23 protein-coding genes are annotated in these 23896 nt (G+C 38.0%); 18 read left to right on the top strand and 5 right to left on the bottom strand.

Annotated features, from left to right (window positions below):
- The first annotated feature begins 42 nt into the window (after positions 1-42).
- From C4H12_RS00515 to C4H12_RS00505, 3 genes are all read left to right on the top strand, one after another.
- On the top strand, positions 43-687 hold the full coding sequence (locus C4H12_RS00515) for an outer membrane lipoprotein carrier protein LolA (RefSeq protein ID WP_106097171.1): 645 nt from the start codon (positions 43-45) through the stop codon (positions 685-687).
- Positions 687-2162 (top strand): LptF/LptG family permease, encoded by a 1476-nt coding sequence (locus C4H12_RS00510; protein WP_106097170.1) that lies wholly within the window; start codon positions 687-689, stop codon positions 2160-2162. Before C4H12_RS00515 ends, C4H12_RS00510 begins: the two co-directional genes overlap by 1 nt.
- 122 nt (positions 2163-2284) lie before the next feature.
- The gene (locus tag C4H12_RS00505; RefSeq protein ID WP_106097169.1) at positions 2285-3037 is read left to right on the top strand and encodes a murein L,D-transpeptidase catalytic domain family protein; all 753 of its coding nucleotides are present in this window, start codon (positions 2285-2287) and stop codon (positions 3035-3037) included.
- 102 nt (positions 3038-3139) lie between these two features.
- Here the strand turns inward: C4H12_RS00505 and hemA are convergent, their stop codons facing one another.
- Positions 3140-4390 carry a glutamyl-tRNA reductase gene (gene hemA, locus C4H12_RS00500; protein WP_106097168.1) on the bottom strand — a complete coding sequence of 417 codons (1251 nt, stop codon included), beginning with the start codon at positions 4388-4390 and terminating at the stop codon, positions 3140-3142.
- Positions 4391-4596: 206 nt separating this feature from the next.
- A complete protein-coding gene (locus tag C4H12_RS00495; protein ID WP_106097167.1) occupies positions 4597-5508 on the bottom strand; it encodes a dimethylarginine dimethylaminohydrolase family protein in 912 nt (303 codons plus the stop codon).
- 546 nt (positions 5509-6054) lie between these two features.
- Between C4H12_RS00495 and C4H12_RS00485 the strand changes: the two genes are divergently transcribed.
- From C4H12_RS00485 to C4H12_RS00465, 5 genes are all read left to right on the top strand, one after another.
- Positions 6055-6603 carry a DUF1599 domain-containing protein gene (locus C4H12_RS00485; RefSeq protein ID WP_106097165.1) on the top strand — a complete coding sequence of 183 codons (549 nt, stop codon included), beginning with the start codon at positions 6055-6057 and terminating at the stop codon, positions 6601-6603.
- An 89-nt stretch (positions 6604-6692) separates the two neighbouring features.
- Positions 6693-7718 carry an NAD(P)H-dependent glycerol-3-phosphate dehydrogenase gene (locus tag C4H12_RS00480; RefSeq protein ID WP_106099382.1) on the top strand — a complete coding sequence of 342 codons (1026 nt, stop codon included), beginning with the start codon at positions 6693-6695 and terminating at the stop codon, positions 7716-7718.
- 95 nt (positions 7719-7813) lie between these two features.
- On the top strand, positions 7814-8398 hold the full coding sequence (locus tag C4H12_RS00475) for a riboflavin synthase (protein WP_106097164.1): 585 nt from the start codon (positions 7814-7816) through the stop codon (positions 8396-8398).
- Positions 8399-8572: 174 nt separating this feature from the next.
- Complete coding sequence (locus C4H12_RS00470; protein ID WP_106097163.1) at positions 8573-9169, top strand: hypothetical protein; 597 nt, start codon at positions 8573-8575, stop codon at positions 9167-9169.
- A 168-nt stretch (positions 9170-9337) separates the two neighbouring features.
- Positions 9338-9622 carry a transcriptional regulator gene (locus C4H12_RS00465; RefSeq protein WP_106097162.1) on the top strand — a complete coding sequence of 95 codons (285 nt, stop codon included), beginning with the start codon at positions 9338-9340 and terminating at the stop codon, positions 9620-9622.
- A 5-nt stretch (positions 9623-9627) separates the two neighbouring features.
- On the opposite strand, the gene C4H12_RS00460 is transcribed toward C4H12_RS00465, so the two are convergent.
- Positions 9628-10356 carry a 1-acyl-sn-glycerol-3-phosphate acyltransferase gene (locus C4H12_RS00460; RefSeq protein ID WP_106097161.1) on the bottom strand — a complete coding sequence of 243 codons (729 nt, stop codon included), beginning with the start codon at positions 10354-10356 and terminating at the stop codon, positions 9628-9630.
- Positions 10357-10568: 212 nt separating this feature from the next.
- Positions 10569-11012 carry a hypothetical protein gene (locus C4H12_RS00455; protein ID WP_106097160.1) on the bottom strand — a complete coding sequence of 148 codons (444 nt, stop codon included), beginning with the start codon at positions 11010-11012 and terminating at the stop codon, positions 10569-10571.
- Between the two features lie 319 nt (positions 11013-11331).
- Between C4H12_RS00455 and C4H12_RS00450 the strand changes: the two genes are divergently transcribed.
- The 8 genes from C4H12_RS00450 to C4H12_RS00415 all read left to right on the top strand — a co-directional run bounded on the left by C4H12_RS00450 (position 11332) and on the right by C4H12_RS00415 (position 20851).
- Positions 11332-11796, top strand: coding sequence for a DinB family protein (locus C4H12_RS00450; RefSeq protein WP_106099381.1), 465 nt, complete (start codon positions 11332-11334; stop codon positions 11794-11796).
- Positions 11793-12851 (top strand): thiamine-phosphate kinase, encoded by a 1059-nt coding sequence (gene thiL / locus C4H12_RS00445; RefSeq protein ID WP_106097159.1) that lies wholly within the window; start codon positions 11793-11795, stop codon positions 12849-12851. Before C4H12_RS00450 ends, thiL begins: the two co-directional genes overlap by 4 nt.
- Positions 12852-12864: 13 nt before the next feature.
- Positions 12865-14274: an alkaline phosphatase gene (locus C4H12_RS00440; protein ID WP_106097158.1), complete on the top strand. Its 1410-nt coding sequence runs from the start codon at positions 12865-12867 to the stop codon at positions 14272-14274.
- A gap of 14 nt (positions 14275-14288) precedes the next feature.
- Positions 14289-15263 (top strand): cation diffusion facilitator family transporter, encoded by a 975-nt coding sequence (locus C4H12_RS00435; RefSeq protein ID WP_106097157.1) that lies wholly within the window; start codon positions 14289-14291, stop codon positions 15261-15263.
- A 23-nt stretch (positions 15264-15286) separates the two neighbouring features.
- A complete protein-coding gene (locus C4H12_RS00430) occupies positions 15287-16465 on the top strand; it encodes a mucoidy inhibitor MuiA family protein (RefSeq protein ID WP_106097156.1) in 1179 nt (392 codons plus the stop codon).
- 627 nt (positions 16466-17092) lie between these two features.
- Positions 17093-18025 carry a sugar transferase gene (locus tag C4H12_RS00425; protein ID WP_106097155.1) on the top strand — a complete coding sequence of 311 codons (933 nt, stop codon included), beginning with the start codon at positions 17093-17095 and terminating at the stop codon, positions 18023-18025.
- A 43-nt stretch (positions 18026-18068) separates the two neighbouring features.
- Positions 18069-19535: an RNA polymerase factor sigma-54 gene (gene rpoN, locus C4H12_RS00420; protein WP_106097154.1), complete on the top strand. Its 1467-nt coding sequence runs from the start codon at positions 18069-18071 to the stop codon at positions 19533-19535.
- Between the two features lie 2 nt (positions 19536-19537).
- Positions 19538-20851, top strand: a complete 1314-nt coding sequence (locus C4H12_RS00415; protein WP_106097153.1) for a hypothetical protein — start codon at positions 19538-19540, stop codon at positions 20849-20851.
- A gap of 15 nt (positions 20852-20866) precedes the next feature.
- Here C4H12_RS00415 and C4H12_RS00410 read toward each other — a convergent pair whose 3' ends face one another.
- Complete coding sequence (locus tag C4H12_RS00410) at positions 20867-22285, bottom strand: ATP-dependent RecD-like DNA helicase (RefSeq protein WP_106097152.1); 1419 nt, start codon at positions 22283-22285, stop codon at positions 20867-20869.
- A gap of 127 nt (positions 22286-22412) precedes the next feature.
- Here C4H12_RS00410 and C4H12_RS00405 point away from each other — a divergent pair, with 127 nt between their 5' ends.
- Positions 22413-23072, top strand: a complete 660-nt coding sequence (locus C4H12_RS00405; protein WP_106097151.1) for a hypothetical protein — start codon at positions 22413-22415, stop codon at positions 23070-23072.
- Positions 23047-23889: a DUF3822 family protein gene (locus C4H12_RS00400; RefSeq protein ID WP_106097150.1), complete on the top strand. Its 843-nt coding sequence runs from the start codon at positions 23047-23049 to the stop codon at positions 23887-23889. Before C4H12_RS00405 ends, C4H12_RS00400 begins: the two co-directional genes overlap by 26 nt.
- Positions 23890-23896: the final 7 nt, after the last annotated feature.

Genomic DNA, 23896 nt, shown 5'->3' with positions numbered 1-23896 from the left:
TTGCTATGAGATAAAAAACACTAAATCATTAAAAACACTAAAATGAAAAAGATACTTTGCCTTATAACGCTGCTCCTCAGCGCTTTTATAACCACTCAGGCACAAACAGACAAAGCCAAACAACTCCTCGATGAGGTAAATAGCAAAATGTCTGCTTATAACAATATTTATATCGACTTCAAGTATAATTTAGACAATATGGCTGAAAATATCAACCAAGAAACCAAAGGCAATGTAACCATCGCCAAGGATAAGTACGTGCTAAATTACTTAGGAGCTACCAAAATGTACGACGGCAACAAAACATACACCATAGTACCCGAAAATGAAGAAGTTACTATCGAAAAAAATGCCGGCGACGAAAACACCATAACCCCCTCTCGTATGCTCACCTTCTACAAAAAAGGCTATAAATACAAATGGGATATACAACAAAACGTACGCGGACGCAAAATACAATACATCGAGCTAAAACCACAAAAAGCCAACTCCGAAGTAAAACAAATTCTCTTAGGTATCGATATACAAACCAAGCACATCTATAACCTAATTGAAATAGGTAAAAACGGTACCAAAACCACCATTACCGTCAATACCTTCAAAACCAATCAACCTCTGTCCGATAACATATTTAAGTTCGACAGAGAAAAATATAAAAAAGACGGTTATACCATTAGCGAAATGTAATGAGCATATTAGACCGATACATTCTCACACAATTCCTCAAGAACTTCTTAGGAGCACTATCCATACTCACCCTTATCTTTGTATTCCACACCATTTTTACATACATCGATGAGCTGGCTGGGCGTGGACTTGAGTTATGGATTATCGGTAAGTTCTTAGTATACTTCATACCTCAGCTCATACCAATCATTATGCCCTTAGCAGTAGTAATAGGCTCCATAATGACCTTCGGCTCTTTTGCCGAAAACTATGAGTTCGCAGCTATGAAAGCCTCAGGCATCTCCCTAATGCGCATAATGCGCCCAGTAATAATCCTAATGGCACTGCTAAGCGCCTGTACCTTCTTCCTAGCCAATAACGTAATACCCGTAGCCTCTCGCGAAGTATATAACCTTAGGGCTAATATAGCCAACGTAAAACCAGCAATGGCAATAGCCGAAGGCATATTTTCAAATATAGGCGAAGAGTTCAGCATCAAAGTAAATAAAAAACACGGCGATAACGACCAGTTCTTAGAAAAAGTTCTCATACATAAAAAAAATCCCGACGGGGTAAACCGCACCGTTATCAATGCCGAACGCGGCGAACTAAAAAACCAAGAAGGCAAAGGCAAATTCTTACAACTAATATTAGAGGATGGTACTTATTACGAAGATATTAAAACCAACACCTACGCCTCACAGCAGCGCCTCCCTTTTGCCAAAGTACACTTCAATAAATACGTCATTAACATTGATCTCTCACACCTTAACAATGTCGATTTCAATGAAAAAACCGATGCTACCACCTACCGTATGATGAATGTAAACCAGCTTAGTTACGCTATCGACTCTCTGCACACCGATTTTCAGCAAAACATTGTCGATTATGGTAGCAGTATGTTCCGTCGCACAGGTATATTCATCGCACCACCCCCTCCCCCCGATGAAAAGAAAACAACCGCCACTCCCACCCATATTACTTCAGTAAATCAGTTAGTACAAATGGTTGATGAGCACCAAAAAATGTTCCTGTTTGAAAGTGCTATCAATTATAACAAATCCCAAATGGACAATGTACAGTTCAGAGAAGAATATGTAGAATATGGCTACAAAATATTAAACCTACACATAATTAATCTTAGTGATAAGTTCGCCTTAACAGTGGCGTGCTTTGTACTCTTTTTCGTAGCAGCACCACTGGGGGCATTCATACGCAAAGGCGGTATAGGCTTGCCTTTGGTAGTAGCTATGGTTTTATTCTTGTCCTACCATTTCATAGGTATGTTTATGAAAAACATAGCCGAGAATAACACCATTAACCCTGCCTTAGCCCCTTGGATACCAACTCTTATCCTATTGCCATTAGGCATATACCTTACTCACCGTGTAAACACCGACAAAGAGATGTTTCACTTTCCGCTATCACATAAATTAATGCGTTATGTGGAAGGTAAAATAAATAATTTCAAGCAAAAAAGACAAGCACATAAATAAAAATACTACCTCAAGAACGTTAATTTATTGTTAAAATTTATATTTTGTGTAATAGTATAAGAAAAATACACTATCTTTGCCCCCAGCAATGATTTCTTAACACAATATCCCAAACACACACTATGAATAAGAGGTATTTATTTTTAGTTCTTATCTTTATTTTAAGTACATTTTTGTACTTCAGCAATGCACAAACCAACTTAAGCAAGGAGCGACAATTAGCCCTAAAAAAAGCCGAACTTAACATTAAGGAATTGTATAATGAACTAAACGGAGCTCAGTATGACCTTAGTTTTGCAGCCTTCCGTTACGCATATATAGGCTACCAATCGCTTAAGAAACAAAACCGCTTAAACGGCAAAGAACTCTTCTCTATTATTGATTTCACTAAAGATTGTAATACCAAGCGCTTTTACACTATTGATTTGGAGAAGATGAAAGTAGTGTATTACACTTATGTAGCTCATGGCAAAAAGAGTGGCGACCGCTTAGCAACTTCATTCTCGGATGTAGTTGAATCAAACAAGAGCAGTATAGGCTTTTATATTACAGGTAGCACGTATAATGGTGGGAATGGCTATAGCCTCACCCTTCACGGTGATGAAAAAGGCTATAATAGCAACCTTGCCAAGCGTTCGGTAGTAATACACACCGCCGATTATGCCGATGAGAATTACATAGCTAGAAACGGGCGTATGGGCAGAAGTTTAGGATGCCCTGTATTACCGGAAAGCATCTACAAACAAGTAATTGACGCTATTAAAGACAAAACAATGATATTTGCTTACTACAATGATGCTAAATATCTAAAATCATCTAAATACTTAAATGTGTTAAAACTAATTGATGAAGAAGGAACCCAATCGGTATTTTAATTGTATTTAAAACATAAAAAAGAGGCTGCCCAGAGTTACACTCTGGGCAGCCTCTTTTTTTAAACAATAAAATATGAATGTAATTCCTCTAATCCTGTAGTTTTAATGCTGTACTTCTAACTGAAATACTTCTTGTACCCAACTTATACTCTCTTCCAATGATTGGGTTTCTTTTAAATAATTTACAAATTGGGTAGTTATTTTCTGTATGATCCTACTGCTTAGGGCTTCGGCTTGTAGCTCATTGAAATCGGGGAGCTTTTTGCGATGGAAATCAAGTTCGGACTCTTTAAGGGTTTCGAGCTTGCTTTTTAGTGCCTTAATGGTGGGAGCAAACTTGCGATTGTTAAGCCATTGTACGAATTCTTCTTTTACTTCTTCGATAATTTGTAGGGCTTGTGGGATGGCTTCTTTACGGCGTTCCAATGCCTCGTCTTTGCGTTTGGAAAGTTCATCCATGTGGATGAGGCTTACGTTGGGGAGGCTGCTTACATCATCGGAGACGTTTTTGGGTATGGAAAGATCTAATATTAGGATTGGCTTATGGGTGGGTATTAAATCTTTGGTTATGGTGGGTGTTGAGGCTCCGGTAGCTACGATGAGTACATCGGCTTGGGTTATTTCGGTAGGGAGGGCTTCATAATCTTTTACGATTACATTGAATTTGCCTGCTACCTGCTCGGCTTTGGAGCGGGTGCGGTTAATGAGGGTTATGTGTGTGTTTTGGGTGTGTTTTATTAAGTTTTCGCAGGTGTTTCGTCCTATTTTACCTATGCCGAAAAGTAGTATGTTTTTGTTACATACATCGGAGACTTGCTGCATTATGTACTGTACGGCTGTGAAGGATACGGAGGCGGCTCCTGAGGATAGGATTGTCTCGTTCTTGATACGCTTGCTGGCATTGATTACGCTGTTCATCAGGCGTTCAAGGAAGGCGTTGGCCAGTTGGTATTTGCGTGAGAGGGCGAAGGCTTGTTTTATTTGCCCTATGATTTCAAAATCGCCTAATATTTGGCTATCTAAGCCTGTACCTACTTCGAAGAGGTGTTGTACGGCTTCTCGGCTTTTGTATACGTATCCTACTTTTTGAAAGTCATCGATGGTGCCGTTGGAATAGTCGCAGAGTAGCTGGATGAGCTGGAATGGGTTTTGGGTGTATCCGTATAGCTCGGTACGGTTACAGGTGGATATAAGGAGTACCTCGGTAAAGCCTTTTTGGTGGGCTTCACTAAGGAGTGCTTCTTTGTTGGTGGCTGTAATACTGAATATTCCACGTGTGGTGGCATCGGCTTTTTGGTAGCTGAGCCCTACGCAGTAGAAGTTATTTTTATTCGGTATAGTAGGCTGTTCCATAGATTATTGCATTTAGAACTGTGTTGAGTGGTATTTTTTTGAGAGTGCAAAAATAAGAAGTTCTTGGCAAATAACATAGGATAAAGATAACTTTTATTGAAATATGTAAGGAGTCTAAATAATTAGCAGATTGGTAAATTAGTGAAATGAGGGTGTGTGTTCATTTTCTAATTTACTAATCTGCTGATTATTTATTTGTTAGGATGTTACTCGCGGATGAGTGGGAGTGTGGAGCAGCGTAGGAGTCCTTCTTGTTTGGCTATTTCGGCATAGGGGATTTCTTCGACGGTGATGCCTTGTGAGCGTAGCCAGTTATTGAGGCGGGTAAAGTTTTTCTCGGATACGACTACGTTGGGGGCTATGGAGAAGACATTGCTATTCATATCGTACATTTCGTTACGGTTGATATGGAATAGGTTTTCTTCGCCGAAGATATCGACTAAATATTGGTAATCGGCTTGTGAGCGGAATCCGTCTTTGTAGATGATTGCTTTGTTTTTGCCTACGGGCTGGAAGCAGCAATCGAGGTGAAGTGCGTTATCGCGGGCTTCGGTTTTTGATTTTACTAAATCGAACTCTTTTACTTTTTTGTGTGGGAATAGTTTTTTGATAAACTCGACGCCTGCCATATTGGTGCGTGCGGTGATTTGGTCTTTATAATCGTTGCCTTTATAGGTTCCGATGAAGATGTGTTGGTTCCAAGGCATTACGTCTCCTCCTTCGATGTGTACTTCGGCGGGGGGGGTAATGACTTTTTGGGGGTTGATTTGGTTGACGATGTACTCGATGGCTTGGTACTCGTTTTCACGATCGGGGAGTATATTGGCTTTGATGAATATATCGTCGATGACGAAGCCTATATCGCGTGTGAATATTTGGTTGCAATTTTCAATAATTTGGGGGCGATATACGGTTACGTTGTATTTTTTGAGTACTTGTTCGAAGGCGTTCATTTCGGCGACCATATCGGCTTCGAGGGGGTAGGTTCCTGCTTTGATATGCTCGGCTGACTTGGGGTCGTAGGCTTCTTCGAGCTTTGGGGTGGGGCCGTTATGGGTGGCGGTGCCTAAGATAACGGCTTGTAGGCGATTCGTTTCATTAGGTACATTTACTTTCATAGTGTTAGCAATTAATGATATTTAAAAACGGGGCAAAGATAATAAAAAAATATTAATTTGCAAAGATTTTTTTGGGGGTTAATTGTGGGGTGTTGGGCTTTGGGGGGAGGTGTGGTGTGGGTGGTTGGGAGCGTGAAGAAAATGGGGTGTTTTGGGGATTTTGTTGCGAATTTGGCAAAGGGAGGTGTTGGGGATAAAGGGCCTGATAATCAGGGACGTAAGGCTTATACTTCGTTTATAGTTCGTTTATCCTTCGTTATTAGTTCGTTCATTGTAAGGGATGGGTGGGGGGTGCTTGGGGGGTGTTTTGGGGTGAAATGGATTGATTATTAGGGGTTTGTATTTTCAGATAAAAAGGGGATTGGGGTGGGTGTGTTTTTGCATTATTGGCAATGAAAATGGAAAATGGATGTATTTTTTTAATTTTAGGTGTTGGGTATTGGGTGGGTGATGGGTTGAGGGGGGTAAAGACTGGGGCTAAAACTTGTTAATTGATAATTAATTTGTACCTTTGCACTGTATTATTATGGTTAAACCTTATTTTTGATGGAAGAAACGAATACTATAAAACAATATAATGCTGTAATTGGGCAGTGTAGGAGTCTGTTTATTAACAAGATGAAGGATTACGGGAGTGCGTGGCGTATCCTTAGATTGCCATCACTTACTGACCAAATCTATATCAAAGCGCAACGGATACGAGGGTTGCAGGAGAATGCGGTGCATCTTATTGATGAGGATGAAAGGGCTGAGTTCATAGGGATTATTAACTATGCGCTGATGGCTTTGATTCAGATAGATAAGGGGATTACTACGGTGCCTGATTTAGACCTTGATGAGGCTTTGGCTTTGTATGATGCGAAGGTAGAGGAGGCGCGCTCATTGATGGTGGCTAAGAATCATGATTATGGTGAGGTGTGGCGTGAAATGAGAGTGAGTTCACTTACTGATATTATTTTGCAAAAACTGCTGCGTGTAAAGCAAATAGAGGATAATGAGGGCAAAACCTTAGTGAGTGAAGGCATAGACGCTAACTACCAAGATATGATTAACTATGCTGTATTTGCAATGATACTATTGGGAATTAGAGATTAGCGGTAGTATAAGGCTAATAACTAAGGCTATATACTAATAATTGATGACTAATGAGGGATGATTAATGGGTGAAAGAATTTAATAAAAAGATGGAGACAAAGACTGAAACAAAAACAGATACAGGCAGTAGAATATCGGTGATTGGTGGAGGTAGTTGGGCTACGGCACTGATTAAGATACTTACTGCAAATATAGACCAAGTGTGTTGGTATATGCGCAATGAGCAAGCTATTGAACACATTAGAACAACAAAACACAATCCTAACTACTTAAGTGATGTACACTTAAACGTGAGCAAGCTGCACCTTACTAATGATATTAATGAGGCTGTGACTTTTAGTGATTATATTGTATTTTCAATTCCGTCGGCTTTTTTGAGTAAGGAATTGGATAAGCTAACGGTGAAGTTAAGAGATAAGAATATTTTTTCGGCTATTAAAGGTATAGAACCGCAGAGTGGACTAATAGTGGGAGAGTACTTTAATAAAATACACGAGGTGCCTTACGCACAAATAGGGGTAATAGCAGGCCCTTGCCATGCTGAAGAGGTGGCCTTAGAGCGCCTTTCATACCTTACTATAGCGTGCCTTGATGAGAGAAAAGCGCAGTTTATGGCAGAGGCTATGAAACGACACTATGTGAAGACTAAAATATCGGATGATGTGGTGGGGATAGAGTATGCGGCGATGCTGAAGAACATTTATGCTCTTGCTGCTGGTATTGCACACGGATTGGGGTATGGTGATAACTTCCAGAGTGTGCTGATGAGTAATGCTATTAGAGAAATGCGACGCTATATTAAGCATATTTACAAGATAAAGAGGAATATTAATCACTCGGCTTACTTGGGAGACTTGCTGGTAACGGCTTATTCATTGTTCAGTAGGAATAGGATGTTTGGGACAATGATAGGCAAAGGATACACCGTAAAAAGTACAATGGCAGAGATGAACATGGTGGCAGAAGGGTATTACGCTACTAAAAGCGCTTACCTTATTAACAAAAACCAAGAAAAACCAAGTAGAACACCTATACTTGACGCTGTGTACAAAGTACTATATGAGGGCAAAAGAGCAAGTGTAGTATTTGCTGAATTAACAGGAGAGTTGGATTAAGTGAAAGATAAGCAGCAAACGATAAGACTTATTAATAACCAACAACGGTTAAGAAAGGATACGAGAAAGTACCTAAAGAATTGAAAAATTAATTTATGTTTACAGGAATTATAGAAGAAATAGGGCACGTAGTGCGAGTGGAACGTGAGGGAGCTAACTTACAACTATATGTAAAATGTTCATTTGCTAATGAGCTAAAAGTAGACCAAAGTGTAGCTCATAATGGTGTATGCCTTACTGTTGTGGCTATTGAAGGCGATACATACCAAGTAACAGCTATAGCTGAAACACTGCGCAAAACACACTTAGGAGACTTGCAGGTGGGTGATGAGGTGAATTTAGAACGTGGTATGCTATTGGGTACCCGACTAGATGGGCATATAGTGCAGGGACATATAGACCAAATAGGCACTTGTGTAGCTGTAAAAGAAGAAGGAGGCAGCACACGCTTTACTTTTACTTATGACCCTTCATTAGGGAATGTAGTGATAGAGAAAGGCTCGGTTACGGTGAATGGGGTGAGCCTAACTGTAGTAGATGCTGGGAAGGATTGTTTTAGCATAGCAGTGATACCCTATACCCTGACACATACTAACCTACACAACCTAAAGGTAGGTAGTGTAGTGAACTTAGAATTTGATGTAATAGGGAAATATGTAGCACGGTTAGTTTCGCACTAATACTTGTGAATTTATAAAGTTTAAAACTTTGCCAAAGATTATAGCACTATGGGCTATTGATGTCTTTGGCAAAGTTTTTTTGTGCTTATGGAAAAATAATTGCAAAATTATTTGGTTTATAAAATAAACTTGATTATCTTTGCCCTCGAAATTAACATTTAAATATTTAGTACTATGGAATTACATCCTTCTGAAAGCTTGAAAATTATTCAAGAGATTATTGGGCAGAGAAAGCAAAAGTATGAAGAGAACGGTTTCTTTTTGCTTTTTTGGGGATCTTTGATTGCCCTTGCCGGTATTGTACAATTTGTGATGCTCATCACTTCATATTACCCAAAACAATCGGGGATGGTGTGGGCTATACTAATGCCTTTGGGCTTTGTGTACAACTTTGTAATGCAAGCGAAAAAGAGAAATAAACAACGCAGAGCAGCCTATGCGACAGACTGGTTAGACTGGGCGTGGTTTATAGCAGGAACAGTGGCTATGCTGAGCTTTTTCATTCCTTTGACTTCGTGGAATAGGTTTGAAATAGTTATACTGATGTGCTATATTCCTTTTTCATTTGTGGCTTTGGCTGTGGCTTTGCAGCTAAAGATGCGGTTATGGATAATTACTTCGGTTATGGGGGTGATTGTTACGTATAGTGTTTTGTTTTATCAGTATGGGGTGTATTTGCCTTTGCTATCATCGGGGGTGGCGTGCTTGCTGTTCTTAATTCCTGGTGTGGAACTGTATAAGCAACATAAACAGGAAGTAAAAAGAAGTTAATAATAGGCAAGGACTACTGTAATATTGCTACTGGTGATAGTTGCCACGCTGGCAGCTATCACCTTGCTTCAGGCGAAATTAAAATAGGCTTGGGAGCAAGTGAGAGTGTGCTTATTACAGGTGCTTACTATATTGATACCTAAGTAGAATACAAATCATTTAAAGATTATGTTCAGTGAACTTGACCCTATTTTGCATTCACAACTTCGGTTGGCGATAGTATCGTTGTTAGTATCGGAAGAGAAAGCAGATTTTGTTCGTATTAAGGAGGTTACTAAGGCTACATCGGGAAATATATCGGTACAGATACAGAAACTGGAGGCTGTGGGATACATTACAGTTAAAAAATCGGTTAAGGATAATTATCCTAATACTGAGCTTCGGCTTACTCATAAAGGGCTTATGGCTTTTGAAAGCTATATTGAAGCCTTAAAGAGTTATCTGAAGCTATAAACTATTTAAGATATTAGGGTATGGAGAATAATTTGGTGGACTTCTTCTTTTAGTGTGTTTTTATCATCAAGGGTTTTGCCTTGTGTAGAGACAGGTGGCAGGATGGTTACGCGCATAAGCCCTGGTGAGCCGGCAAAGAAGCGGAAGGGGAAGCGCTTTTTGGTATCGTGCAATACGATGGGCACGATGGGTATTTGGCACTGAAGGGCTATATTGAAAGCGCCGTCTTTGAAGGAATCGAGGATGATGGATTCGTCATCGGGGACACCGCCTTCGGGGAAGATGCAGATGCTTAAATGGGCTTGTACGCGTTTGAGGGCTTGTGTATAGACCTCGCGGCGGCTTTGGGGGCTGCTTCTATCGACCATAATGGCTACGCGCTTGTAGAAATAGCCGAAGAGGGGCAGGCGTGAGAGTTCTTTTTTGCCTACTATCACAAAAGGATTGGGGCTGATATAGAACATTAGCATTATATCCATCATACTGTAATGATTGGCTACGAGCATATAATTTTGGTTTTTATCAAAGTTATATGCTTTTTTTATGCGTGGTATGAAGCCCATTGCGTAGAGGATAGGGGTTGCCCATAGGTGGCGTATTACCCAGTAGAGGGGGCGGTACCATTTTGCTTTATATGTAAGAACAATTAAAATGGGTAACAGTATGATTATCAGGGTGGTTACTAGTATGTAGAACCAGCATTTCCAGAGTAATTGTGCAAGTTTTAGAATCATAAATACGAGGGTTATGTTTTAAGTTTTTTGTGTTAAACTTTTGTTAAACCAAGAATTTATTTTGGTGGTTTGTAGAAAACCTTGTACTTTTGCCGTCGCAATGAGGGTGGTAGCTCATTGTAAAACTTCAAATAATAGTTTTCATAATTTAAAGTTTTGGTTGGTTAATGGAAAAGTCCGATAGCAATATCGGACTTTTTTTTATTTTGTGTTTATGAGAACCACCACAAACGGTATGGAATCATTGAGAGGAGGCAGATGAGTGCTAGGCCGTAGAAGAGGGCTATTTTGGCGAACATTGAGCGTACCTCTTTTTGTTTTTTTAGTTTTGACCATCCTATGGTGATGAGGATGATGGCGATGATGTTCATTACGGGGTGTTCCAGTAGGAGCTGGCGTAGTTCGGCATTTTTCATTACTACTTTGGCGCCTTCGCCCCACATTTCGATTCGTGGGCTTAGGAAGTACACTACGAATCCTAACAGGAGCTGTATGTGTGAGAACACGAGGGCAAAGAGGCTAAGGCGTAGGTCTTTGACTTGAAAATATTGTTTCTTCTTAGCATAGCCTATAAGGGCATTGATAACTGCTGCGATGAGTACTGCTAACGCGATATAGGCAGTTAGTGAATGTAATTGTTTGATTACTTGATACATACGTTTTCTTTTTTAAATTAGGGCGCAAAGATACAAATCTTTTTTGGATAATAGGGTATTTTGGGGAAGATTTGGTTGTGATGGGTGTAGAGGTATGGTCTTTCTATCCTTCGTTTAGAGTTCGTTTATCCTTCGTTATTCATTCGTTCATCTTGGGGTGAGGGTGGGATTGGGTTGGGGGGTGCTTAGTTTTGGGGTGTATGTAGGAGGGGAAAAGGCTGTATATAGGGGGATTGCGTTTTTTTATTGGACAAGTATTTGCACAAGTGAAAAAAAAATTGGAACTTTGCATCGTGATTTTGAAATTAAGAATATGGCATTGAGAGAAGAAGTATTTGCCTTGCAAGTGGCAACAAGAGATAAGTTACTTACTTATTTAGAGAACGTGTCGGCAGAAGGCTTGGCGCAGATTCCGGAAAGGTTTCACAACAATATGTGGTGGAATATAGCGCATTGTGTAGCGCAACAGCAGATATTATGTTATAGGCTATCGGGGGTGAAACCTGCTGTAGATGAGGAATTTATTGAGACTTACAAGAAGGGTACTTACCCTGATGGGCATATTCCTACTGCTGAGGAGATTCAGGAGCTGCGGGCATTGTTAATAAGCAGTGCGAAGCAGCTGCAAGCGGATTATGAGCGTGGGGTATTTGAGAACTTTACTCCTTATACGACCAGTTATGGGTATGCTCTTGGATGTATTGAGGATGCTATTAACTTTAACAATGCTCACGAGGCGATGCATCTGGGGGGGGTGATTGCTTTAAACTATTTTGCTAAATGATAGAAGATAAAAACACTGAACGTACCCAGCTGAGTGACTTGGGTGAGTTTGGGCTGATAGAAAGACTAACGGAGGGTTTTGGGATTAAAAACGCTTCGACCATAGTGGGGGTAGGCGATGATGCTGCTGTGATGGACTTTGGTGGTAAGAAGATGGTAGTATCGACAGACTTACTTATAGAGGGGGTTCATTTTGACCTGACCTATGTGCCACTAAAGCACTTGGGTTACAAGGCGGTAGTGGTAAATGTATCGGACATATATGCGATGAATGCGAAGGCGACGCAGGTAACGGTATCGGTAGCGGTATCGAACAGATTCCCTGTGGAAGCCTTGGACGAACTATACGCTGGGATACGGCTGGCTTGTGAGCGTTATGAGGTAGACTTGGTGGGAGGAGATACGACTTCATCAACCAGAGGGCTTATCATATCGGTAACGGCTATAGGAGAGGCTAATGAAGAGGACTTGGTGTACCGCAGTGGAGCTAAGCCTTTTGACCTTGTGGTACTTACTGGCGATATAGGTGGGGCGTATATGGGGCTACAGATATTGGAGAGAGAAAAGGCTGTTTTTCAAGTAAATCCAAACTCGCAGCCTGATATAGAGATGTACTCATACATACTGGAGCGACAGCTGAAGCCTGAAGCACGCAAGGATATCCCGCCACTGCTGAAAGAATTGGGAGTGAAGCCTACGGCTATGATGGATGTGAGTGATGGGTTATCATCGGAAATATTGCACATCTGCAAGCAATCGGGGGTAGGCTGTAACTTATATGAGGAAAAGATACCTCTTGACCCAGAGGTGATAAGTAGTTGTGAGGAGTTTGATTTGGATAGTACTACTATTGCACTGAGCGGAGGTGAGGACTATGAGCTGCTATTCACCATTAAACAAGAAGATTACGATAAGATAAAAGGGAACCCTAACTTTACAGTGATAGGGTATATTACCGAAAAGAATAACGGGGCGAACCTTATAACACGCGATGGACAACAGATACCAATAATAGCGCGCGGATGGAACGCTCTTTTAAACAATAAAGACAATTAATAATTAAGAATATATGGAAAGAAGATCATTTTTTAAACGTGGTGCGTTGGCAGCCTTAGGAGGCTTGGTGCTACCTCAGTTTGATTTGCAAGCACAAACTCTTGGAGAAGCACATAAAAATAAACGTGCTAAAAATATTATTTTTATGGTGAGTGATGGTATGAGTTTTGGCACCTTGGTGATGGCAGATTTATACTTAAAGCGTAAATTTGGTAGACCATCGGCTTGGATGGGGTTATATGAGAATAATCTTGCCCAAAGAGCTGTGATGGATATGGCATCGGCGAGTTCGGTAGTAACGGACTCTTCGGCAGCGAGCTCATCATGGGGAGGAGGCGTACGTGTGAATAACGGTAGCTTAAATATTAGCCCCAATGGGAAAGAGAATATGCCTATCCTACAAAAGTTCAAGAAAGCTGGCAAAAAAGTAGGTTGTGTGACTACTGTAATGATAAACCACGCAACTCCGGCAGGGTTTTGTACTTGGAGTAAAAGCCGTAATGCTATGGACGAGATAGCATTGAACTACACCGAATTAGGTTTTGATGTAATGCTTGGTGGAGGTAGTAAATACTTTGACCCTAACCATAGGAAAGATAAAAAAGACCTTTTTGAAACCCTAAAAAAGAAAGGCTATACCGTAGCACGTACCAGAGCGGAAATGGAAAAAGCCCCTACTAATAAACCACTTTATGGACTATTTGCAGAAGAGGCTCTCCTCTACTCTATCGACAGAGAACAAAGCAGTGAAGATAAGGCAAAAATGCCTACCATTGCAGAGATGACTGCTAAAGCTATTGAACAAGTAAAGAATCACCCTAAAGGTTTTGTAATACAAGTAGAGGGAGGAAAAGTAGACTGGGCAGCACACGGTAACGATATAGGAGCCTTATTATATGACCAAGTGGCATTTGACGAAGCTGTGAAAGTGGCTATAGACTTTGCTAAAGCTGATGGTAATACCCTTGTGGTAATAACCTCTGACCACGGTAATGCTAACCCAGGACTTATTTACGGTAAAACTTGTAATGATAACTTTGATAGATTACAAAACTTTACTCATAGTAATGATTGGATATTGCAAAACATCAACCCTAATGATTCGGTAGCAAAAGTACGTGAACATATAGCCCAACACTGTGGAGGAATGAACTTAACAGAAGAGCAAGCAAAAGAATTATTGGCTTACTACTCAAAGGCAGAACGCAGTGAAGAAGGCTTGTATAACTACAAGCACTTGCCTTACCGCCTATTTGCTGAGCTTCAGAAAGCGCACACCTCGGTAGGGTGGATAAGTATGGACCACTCATCGGACTACACTGAGCTTGCAATGTATGGACCAGGTAGCGAGAAATTGAAACCTTTTATGCGCAATACTGATATACATAACTTTTTGCTATCGGCAGCAGAAGTAAGTATTTAGTTGCTTAGAAATAAATGAAAAGTTTTCGGTTTCAGCAAATTATTGCTTTTATAGGAGTATTACTTTTTATTGGAAAACTCATAGCGTGGCAGCTTACGGATTCTGATGCTGTTTTCTCGGATGCGATGGAGAGCATTGTGAATATTATAGCTGCCTTTATGGGACTGTACTCATTATATCTATGCAATAAACCTCGTGATGCTGACCATCCTTATGGACACGGCAAAGTAGAATTTGTAACTTCGGCTGTTGAAGGAGCCCTTATAGCTATTGCTGGGGTACTCATTATTATAGAGGCTGTGAGTTCTTTTATAAATGGAATTACCCTAAATCGATTGGATTGGGGGATAACAATTATAGCTTTCACTGCCCTTATGAACTATATAATGGGTTATATTTCGGAACAGAAAGGGAAGAGACAAAACTCATTGGTACTGATAAGTTCGGGCAAACATTTACAATCGGATACAGTTTCGACCATAGGAGTAGTAGTAAGTTTGCTACTGGTGCATTTCACGGGTTGGGTATGGCTTGACCCTTTGGTGGCTTTTATTTTTGGTGGTTATATTATTATAGTAGGAGGCAAGATAGTGCGCAAAGCCCTTAGTGGCATTATGGATGAGAATGATGAAGCACTTTTTGCTGAGTTGGTATCTATTTTGGAAACTAATAGAAAAAAAGAATGGATAGACATTCACAATATGCGCATCCAGCAGTTTGGCGCTCACTTACATATTGATGGTCATATTACCTTGCCTTACTACTACCCACTGAAAGAAGCCCATACCGAAATGGAAAAAGTAATACACCTATTGGCTGAAAAAATAGATAGGACTATAGAATTTAACTTTCATTTGGACTACTGTAAGCCTTTTTCATGTGAGTTATGCGCTATTGATTGTAAGTTTAGGCAGAAGCCATTTGTAAAAACTGTACAATGGGATGTGAAGAACATTGCTGGTGTAGCAAAACATAAAATAAATGATTAACAAATTCAAAATCAACAAATAAAATGAAGAAGATGTTGCTTTTGACAGGATTGGCTTTCAGCACTTTAATAAGTGCACAAGAAGCGCCTAAGGAAATTATAACTACTGTAGATGCAGTAACTGTATTCACTAATGGAGCGCAAATAACCCGTAAAAAGAATATTGCGCTACCTAAAGGGGTAAGTGAACTTAAATTCACTAATCTTTCTCCTTTGATTGCCCCTGAAAGTGTAACAGTGAAAGCTGTTTCAGGAGTAATGATATTATCGGTAAGTACTAAGCCTAATTCTTTAGATAAAAAGGAAGCTTTGCCTGAAGTAGAAGCTTTGGAAAAAGAAATTAAAACGGTAGAAAAGCAGATAGATGATGAGGAAACTTACTTAGAGACTGTAAAAAATAATCTTGAGTTATTACAGAAAAACAAAGACCTCAACGGTAAAAATATGCCTGTACAGCAGACAAATCAGCAACAAGTAGCTGAGTATTACAACAAGCAACTTACAGAGCTGAAGTTTGAACAAAATAGTCGTATTGAGAAAAAAAAGCAGCTTACAAAACACTACAACAAACTGCTGAGCCAGGAACAAACCCTTTTAAGCAAAAACAACACCGAGAAGGGTGAAATATTAGTAAAAGTAACTGCAGAGACAGCTAAAAGTTACCCCATTGAAATACAATATATTGTAGATAACGCCCGCTGGACCCCTTCATACGACCTCCGTGCTATTGATATTACTCTACCCATTAACATTGTATACAAAGCTAATGTACAACAAAACACTAAAAAAGAAGAGAGAAATAATGTAATACTTACTCTTTCATCAGTTGACCCTAATATATCAGATGAAACACCTAAGCAACAGACTTATTTTCTTACCTATGGCAATGTAGATACTAACCTAATGCAAAAGGCTAAAAACCTAAAAGAAACTACAGAAATTATAGAAGGTATTATACTTGATGAAAAAGGAAATCCTCTGCCAGGGGTTGCTGTAGTTGTAAAAGGTACGACTATACGCGCTATGACTGATTTTGATGGTAAATTTAGCCTTGATGCCTCCAGTGCTAAGAATAAAGTGTTAGAAATTTTGTATATGGGTTACAAAATGACTTATGTTTTGGGGCAAAAGACAATGACTATAATACTTGAGGAAGATCTTGAAGCATTAGAGGAGGGGCTAATGGTAGGCTATAGTTCATAGGATATAAGGAAATCTTACAAGCAGCCTTTCAGGAAGTACAAATGGCATTTAAGTAAGAGGTATTAGTAGTGTAAAAAGTGATAGTAACCAAGCTGCCAACCTTATCCAGGTTACTACCTCTCAAAATCAAACTAATGTTCACTTTGAAATTAAAAACCCTTTACAGTATAAAATGAGATAACCAAAGTGTACTTGGTTGATATGCAACAACTCAAAGTGCCTGCCGACTACAAATATTACATAGTACCCAAAATAGAGCAAAGCACTTATCTAATAGACTATGCAACCCACTGGTAGCAATATGACCTTTTGGAGGGTGAAACTAATATCTTTTTTTTGAGGATACTTATGTAGGAAAAACGCCTTACAACCCACTCAAGTAGCAGATACTCTTAAAATACCTTTGAGGCAAGAAAAAAAATATATCAGTAAGTCGTGAAAAAGTAAAAACAATTAGCTTCACGCCTGCTAATAGGCAGCAAGGTAGTGGAGCAGAGTAAGCAATAACTCCAAAAAACACTACTTATTTCATTTTGCGTATTTGACCTAAAAAAGAAAATATTTTTTTGCAGTTTAAAGTATTTTCAGTACTTTTGCTGAAAACTGCTTTATATAATAAATACATCTATGAAAATATTCAACAACAGAACTCCTTGCTTATTTATTAATGTAGGAGGTATTCTCACAAAATTATTAGAAGAATCTGACATATCAAAATCACACAGAATAATCAAGTATGATATTTTAAAAGAAAAAAGAGATATCACTAGTATTGTTAACAAATTAAAAATTAGCATTATTGTAATAGAGACATCAAAAGTTAAAGAATTTCCTGACAATATTATTAGGGAAATCATTGAGTTAAGAACTAAAGGCATTATTGTTTATGAGGCTGAGGAGTTTTATGAAGCTATAAATAAACGTATTCCAATAGTTAAGTTAGAAGCTAAAAAATATATTGGTGATGATATTTTTTCTATAAAACAACGTATTAGACATCGTTTAGTAAAACGTATTTTTGATTTAGCAATTGTTTTTCTTGCTTTTCCTTTTGCTCTTCCTCTCACTATTCTAGGTATAATAGTTACTCTCTTAAGTTCAAAAGGAGGTGTTTTTTTCTCTCAAAAACGTATAGGAAGAAAAGGACAACCTTTTAAAATATATAAGATACGGACTATGGTTATTAATAACGGTGGTTTTACACAAGCTAATGACAGTCGAATTACCCCTATTGGGAAGATACTTCGTTTTACAAAAATAGATGAATTACCACAGCTATATAATGTCCTAAAGGGAGATATGAGCATTATAGGTCCTCGTCCTGAAATACCAGAATATGTAGAGAAATGTGCTGAACAGATGCCTTTCTTCAAGTTAAGACATATGATAAAACCTGGTGTTACGGGATGGGCACAAATCCATATACCAAAAGCTACTCCTGAAGATAACATCAAAAAGTTAGAATATGATTTATATTATATAAAACGATACTCTCTTTTTATTGATATAAAAATAGTTTTTAAAACTGTAAAAATTATTTTAACTTTAAATAGTAATTAATATTTTATATCTTTTTTGTACCTTTGCGCCCTAATTTATAAAAATGTTAAAACAGAATTTACAACTTAAACTCTCACAAAAACTATCTCCTCAGCAAATACAGCTGATGAAACTTGTACAACTCCCGACCCTTGCATTTGAACAACGTGTAAAACAGGAGATGGAAGAAAATCCTGCCTTAGAATCAGGGCGCGAAGAAGATGTATATGATGAGTTTCGCGATGAGTTCGACAATTCATCTGATGAATATAATGACAGCGAAATCATTGATATGAACGACATCAATATTGATGAATACCTTAGTGACGACGAAATACCTGAATACCGCCTACACAGCAATAACTACACTGATGATGAGGAAGATCGCGATGTTCCTTTCAGTGCCGAAATATCTTTCCATCAATCTCTCATCAATCAGCTAAACACCTTTACTCTAACCGATGAGGATTATATGATTGCTGAATTTTTAGTAGGTAGTATAGATGATATGGGCTACATTCGTCGTACTTTACAAGACCTTACCGACGACCTAGCTTTTACACAGAACATCTATACCGATGAAGAGCATGTTGAAGAAATACGGCAGCAAATTATCTTCCAGCTAGACCCCCCTGGTGTTGGTGCTTTCAGTTTACAAGAGTGCCTACTAGTACAGTTACGTCGCAAAAAGCAAACACCTGCAATAAGCCTAGCGATTGATATGCTTACAGAAGCCTTTGAGGCTTTTACTAAAAAACATTATAATAAACTTCAGCAACGTTTTTTAGTAAGTGAAGAAGAACTGAAAGAAGCCGTACAAGAAGTTGAACGCCTTAACCCTAAACCTGGTAGCAGCTATTCGGGTAACAATGTACATATTGAACAAATTATCCCCGATTTTACTGTAAAAGTAGTTGATAATGAGTTAGAACTTTCTCTTAATGGACGTAATGCTCCTGAGTTACACGTATCAAAAGAGTATACTACTATGCTTGACACTTACAAAAAGAGTAAAGAGAAAAGTAACTCACAAAAAGAGGCTGTGTTCTTTATTAAGCAAAAACTCGATTCAGCCAAATGGTTTATTGATGCCATTCGCCAAAGGCAACAAACTCTACTTATTACTATGGAGGCCATTATGGAGCACCAGCGCGAGTATTTCCTTACTGGTGATGAGCTAAAAATCAAGCCTCTTATACTAAAAGATATAGCTGATAAAGTAGGGATGGATATATCTACTGTATCACGGGTAGCAAGTAGCAAATATGTCACTACCCCTTATGGCACAAAACTCATTAAGGATTTCTTTTCTGAAGCTATGAAAAATGATCAGGGTGAAGATGTATCTACTCGTGAAATTAAGCAAATATTGCAACATATTATTGCTAAAGAAGACAAAAGTAAACCTCTACCTGACGATGAGCTTGCTCAATTACTAAAAGAAAAAGGCTACCCTATTGCTCGGAGAACCATTGCCAAATACCGTGAGCAGCTGGATATTCCAGTAGCTCGACTACGTAAAGAATTGTAATAATGATTATACAAATCTCTTCACATAACCCACATCTACTAGATGTGCTGAACAAAAACCCTGATACCGATTTTGGCATCTATGCTAAAGCTCTTCGCAATGGACAATTGGTAGGCAATGCTATAAATGCTCACCAATATGATGTGGTTTTTCAGGACACACGTTATAGTTATCTTCCTGAGGAAAGTAATCAAATTGACTTTCAAAGTTACTGCTCTCCTTTGGTAATTCTGCATTGTTGTAATGAGTTTTTCAAAGACTTATTGCAAGAGAAAGAAGCTTATTTCACACAAGAAATAAAATGGTTAGGGAAATCACGAAGTGAGATAGATAACCAGCCTTGTACTATTGAGGTTAAAAATTTGTATATAAATTCATCATGGTATAAAGATGGAAATTTCCTTTTAGAACGTTACTTCAAAAATTGTCAAATCACCCCTCTTATTGGTAATAATGTGTCCTTAAAAGTAGAAGGCAAAACTATTTTTGAGGCGGTGAACCTACTCAGTTTTATTGCTGTTATCAGCCATATCACCAATGAATATGGTGAATATACTTATATTGATGATTCTTTTGCACAAAAGTACGCTCGTATCCTCACTAATATTAGTGATGTACCTTATTTTGTATTCTACCTTTTTATAAAAAAAGCAGTAAAAAGTGAACGCCAGCTTACCGATATACGTCCATTATTTGAAACTTACTTCAAAGAGAAAGGTCTAAATATTGAATTCCAGTTCACCGATACTCATGGCAGTCGTATGGAGTTTGCTGTGAAAGAATTTGGTTTTGATTATCCTATTTTAGACATTGGCTGTGGCGAAATGAAGTACTATCGTCGCTTTATGCGGAAAAACTATACCTATAACCATCCTTACTTTGCTACAGATACAGACCCTTCAGTAGCTGAATATGCACATTCCCTTCGCTATAAGATGGATACCGAAAACTTAGTTTTTCTAAATAGTTTGAACGATTTTAACTACAATAATCCTGTAAATATTCTACTTACTGAAGTGATAGAACATAATCCGATACCTGATGCAGAAGCCTTAGTAGCTAAGTGTCTTAGTATGAATTTTCACAAAATGATTATCACTACCCCAGACAGTCGATTTAACATCCATTATTTTGATGATCCTGAAAATTCTATACGTCACGAAGATCATCATTTTGAATGGAATGACAGCGAATTTCAATCATTTATAAACAGATTGCTATACTCCTACCCTAATTATCAAGTACGCTTTGTAGGTATAGGAGATCGTATTAATGGGGTATGTCCTACTCAGGCTGCTGTTATTACTAGTACTTAACATTTAATCTATTATCTAAACAAAATCTTCATCAGTAAAACCAATAAGATAAACTTTCTTTTTAGCACGGGTAAGGGCTGTATAAAGCCACCGGTAATAGCTTTCATCTATCACATAGTTTTGAGGCAGGTAGGGTTTCTCAATAAATACTACATCCCACTGCCCACCTTGACTTTTGTGACAGGTAATAGTATATGAAAACTTGACCTGTAATGCATTGTAATATGGGTCTTCCTTAATTTTTTGGTATCGCTGATAAACAGAAGATTCATAAGCATACTCTTCTAAGACTTCTTCATACAAAACTCTGTTTTGCTCATTAGTAAGAGATGAGGTTTCTGAAGTAAGAGTATCAAGCAATATCACAGTGTCAAAAGGAGGTATATTAGGGTAATCTATAAGTTGAGCAGTGATTTTCGCAAAACGAAAACCGTAGTACTCATCAATATGTTGAATACTAAGCACTTCAATAGTATCTCCATTAGCAATAAAGCTAACCTGATTATTATCTTTACACCAATAATAATTATTCTTTACTATCATTAGTAAATCTCCCGCTTCAATTTCATCTTCAGCATCTAAAATAATTCGACGTATTTGTTGGTTCCACACTACAGCACTTTTATTAGAGCGTACAATTACTATTGTTTCTTCACTTCCATACTCATCATAAGCGTCATTAATAGCTTCTTGAATAGCATCGCCATCTAATAGACGAATAAGATCAGGTAACTTTAAGTTAAATTGAAAGTTATTATAATTATAAGGATTAGTAATCACCTTACGAAGGTGGGTTGCATTACGAAGTATACTTGAACGATGGTGTTGGCGCACTACCTCAGTTAGTTCAGTAGCAATCACTTCTTTTTGATACAGACATTCCAAATGTGCTATATTTAAAGCTGGGCTTTCAGTTGTATGTACTGGTGGTAGCTGTGCTGTATCACCTATCAATAAGAGTTTGCAATTGTGCCCCATATACACAAAACGAATTAGGTCAGTAAGCAAAGAGGCTGATCCAAAGGCAGTTTCGTTGTGTGAAATCATTGAAGCTTCATCTACAATGAAGAGTGTGTTATGTAATTTGTTATTTCGAAGAGAAAAAGAAAGCTCTCCGGCACTATTTTTGTGGTAATAAATATATTTATGAATAGTATAAGCTAATCTTTGCGTGAAAGAGGTCATTACCTTAGCTGCGCGCCCTGTAGGGGCAAGTAATACTGCTTGGTGTTCCACTAAATGAAGTGTTTTTATAATTGCATTGGTAATTGATGTTTTCCCTGTACCTGCAAATCCTTTCAAAAGGAAGAGTTTTTCAGAGGCTTTTTTATCAAAAATGTAGCTAGCTATCATTTCTAACGCAACTTCTTGGGAAGGCGTTGGAACGTGTTTAAACCCTTGTAAAAGAGATTGAAAGAAGGTGTTTTTGTCCATTGTAAATCAGCTATATAGGGGCAAAGATATAAAAAAAAGTTAAAATAATTTTTTTGTTTCAAAAAAAGATTGTAGTTTTGCGCAATACCAGTCAAAAAGATTTATTATTAATTATAGTATTAAAACAATGAAAAGAATTGTAACAATTGCATTTTGGGTATTAGGTTTAGTATTTTGCTACCTAATTTACAGGTCAGTTACAGGACCTATTGAGTTCAACAAAATTAAAACTGATCGTTTCACTGAGGTGATAAAGAAATTGAAAGACATCCGTAATGTACAGGATGCTTACCTAAAAATTAATGGTAAGTATGCGGATAATTTCGATCAACTTACTAATTTTGTTGAGAATGCTCAGTTCACTATCACATCACAACGTGATACTAGCTGGACTGAATTTGACAGAAGTTTTAACATTGAAGTAATGCGCCAAGGTGTACGTATTGATACTTTAGGACACGTAAAGGTAAAAGACTCTTTGTTTAAAGATGACTCTCGTTACAAAGACTTACAATGGTTACCTAAATTTGGCAACCTACCTCAGGCTAAATTCACTATGAAAACTGCTGAGATTGAAAAGAACAATGTAAAATCATCTGTATTTTTGGTATTTGTAAAGAAAATGGATGTTATCGGTGATCTTGACAAAGATTTAGTAGCCAAAGAACTAACTAAAAATTCAGTTGAGGATATTAGTGGTGATGAAATTAGAGTGGGCTCACTTGAAGAACTTACTGTAAATGGTAACTGGCCAACTTCGTATGACGCAAAAATTGCAAAAGAATAACGATTTAAATACGTATTTCAAAGAATTGTCCATTCAAATTAACTTGGATGGACTTTCTTTTTGTGTGTTTAACCCAGTAGAACGGTATGTGGAATCTGTTTATAATTTTGCTATTAATTTTAACCATAAATCTCAAAATGAAATAGAGCAACAACTATATGCTATAATTGAGAACGAAAATGACTTACGGCAAGATTTTGATAACATTAGGGTACTTCATAACACTCCTTATTTTGCTCTTATTCCACAACCTCTTTGTAGCGAGAAGGAGAATTTAATTCCTTATATTAAATATAGTGTAGATATAACTGATGTACCTGCTACTGCAGTTGAGGTAGATAAAATTCACTCTATTGAAATATTGAATGCTTATCTGCCAAACAGTGCCATGAATAATGCATTACTACATTATTATGGACGTTTTGATTATCAACATTTTGCCACAGCCTTACTGAAAATGTTTTTAAAGCACTATGCTACTCATGCATATGAAATGATGTATGTATATGCTGAAGTAGGTTCTTTTTACTTTGTAGTATTTAGAGGAAAACGCTTATACTATTTCAACAGATTTAGCTATGAAACTATTGAAGACTTTTTATACTACATTCTTTTTTCTATTGAACAACTTGACATTGATACTGAGCAAGTAGGCTTATATATTGCTGGGGAGGTGGCTCCTACTGCCCTTCTGTACAGTAAAGTTCGCCGTTATATAAAAAATATTTTCTTGCTAAAATACCACAAAGAACGTTTTAGTGTAGGTATGAATGATGATCTCATTCGCCGTAACTTTGTCCTTACACAATCATTTTAAATTTATA

This window comes from Capnocytophaga sp. oral taxon 878, assembly GCF_002999135.1.
Lineage (GTDB): Bacteria > Bacteroidota > Bacteroidia > Flavobacteriales > Flavobacteriaceae > Capnocytophaga.
Note: the sequence above shows the minus strand (reverse complement) of the source record. Positions and strands in the feature narration are given on the sequence as shown.

What these genes read in the sequence shown, in the direction of transcription:
- C4H12_RS00515 (WP_106097171.1), top strand. Translation starts at nt 43, where the DNA reads ATGAAAAAGATACTTTGCCTTATAACGCTGCTCCTCAGCGCTTTTATA.
- C4H12_RS00510 (WP_106097170.1), top strand. Translation starts at nt 687, where the DNA reads ATGAGCATATTAGACCGATACATTCTCACACAATTCCTCAAGAACTTC.
- C4H12_RS00505 (WP_106097169.1), top strand. Translation starts at nt 2,285, where the DNA reads ATGAATAAGAGGTATTTATTTTTAGTTCTTATCTTTATTTTAAGTACA.
- hemA (WP_106097168.1), bottom strand. Translation starts at nt 4,390, where the DNA reads ATGGAACAGCCTACTATACCGAATAAAAATAACTTCTACTGCGTAGGG.
- C4H12_RS00495 (WP_106097167.1), bottom strand. Translation starts at nt 5,508, where the DNA reads ATGAAAGTAAATGTACCTAATGAAACGAATCGCCTACAAGCCGTTATC.
- C4H12_RS00485 (WP_106097165.1), top strand. Translation starts at nt 6,055, where the DNA reads ATGGAAGAAACGAATACTATAAAACAATATAATGCTGTAATTGGGCAG.
- C4H12_RS00480 (WP_106099382.1), top strand. Translation starts at nt 6,693, where the DNA reads ATGGAGACAAAGACTGAAACAAAAACAGATACAGGCAGTAGAATATCG.
- C4H12_RS00475 (WP_106097164.1), top strand. Translation starts at nt 7,814, where the DNA reads ATGTTTACAGGAATTATAGAAGAAATAGGGCACGTAGTGCGAGTGGAA.
- C4H12_RS00470 (WP_106097163.1), top strand. Translation starts at nt 8,573, where the DNA reads ATGGAATTACATCCTTCTGAAAGCTTGAAAATTATTCAAGAGATTATT.
- C4H12_RS00465 (WP_106097162.1), top strand. Translation starts at nt 9,338, where the DNA reads ATGTTCAGTGAACTTGACCCTATTTTGCATTCACAACTTCGGTTGGCG.
- C4H12_RS00460 (WP_106097161.1), bottom strand. Translation starts at nt 10,356, where the DNA reads ATGATTCTAAAACTTGCACAATTACTCTGGAAATGCTGGTTCTACATA.
- C4H12_RS00455 (WP_106097160.1), bottom strand. Translation starts at nt 11,012, where the DNA reads ATGTATCAAGTAATCAAACAATTACATTCACTAACTGCCTATATCGCG.
- thiL (WP_106097159.1), top strand. Translation starts at nt 11,793, where the DNA reads ATGATAGAAGATAAAAACACTGAACGTACCCAGCTGAGTGACTTGGGT.
- C4H12_RS00440 (WP_106097158.1), top strand. Translation starts at nt 12,865, where the DNA reads ATGGAAAGAAGATCATTTTTTAAACGTGGTGCGTTGGCAGCCTTAGGA.
- C4H12_RS00435 (WP_106097157.1), top strand. Translation starts at nt 14,289, where the DNA reads ATGAAAAGTTTTCGGTTTCAGCAAATTATTGCTTTTATAGGAGTATTA.
- C4H12_RS00430 (WP_106097156.1), top strand. Translation starts at nt 15,287, where the DNA reads ATGAAGAAGATGTTGCTTTTGACAGGATTGGCTTTCAGCACTTTAATA.
- C4H12_RS00425 (WP_106097155.1), top strand. Translation starts at nt 17,093, where the DNA reads ATGAAAATATTCAACAACAGAACTCCTTGCTTATTTATTAATGTAGGA.
- rpoN (WP_106097154.1), top strand. Translation starts at nt 18,069, where the DNA reads ATGTTAAAACAGAATTTACAACTTAAACTCTCACAAAAACTATCTCCT.
- C4H12_RS00415 (WP_106097153.1), top strand. Translation starts at nt 19,538, where the DNA reads ATGATTATACAAATCTCTTCACATAACCCACATCTACTAGATGTGCTG.
- C4H12_RS00410 (WP_106097152.1), bottom strand. Translation starts at nt 22,285, where the DNA reads ATGGACAAAAACACCTTCTTTCAATCTCTTTTACAAGGGTTTAAACAC.
- C4H12_RS00405 (WP_106097151.1), top strand. Translation starts at nt 22,413, where the DNA reads ATGAAAAGAATTGTAACAATTGCATTTTGGGTATTAGGTTTAGTATTT.
- C4H12_RS00400 (WP_106097150.1), top strand. Translation starts at nt 23,047, where the DNA reads ATGACGCAAAAATTGCAAAAGAATAACGATTTAAATACGTATTTCAAA.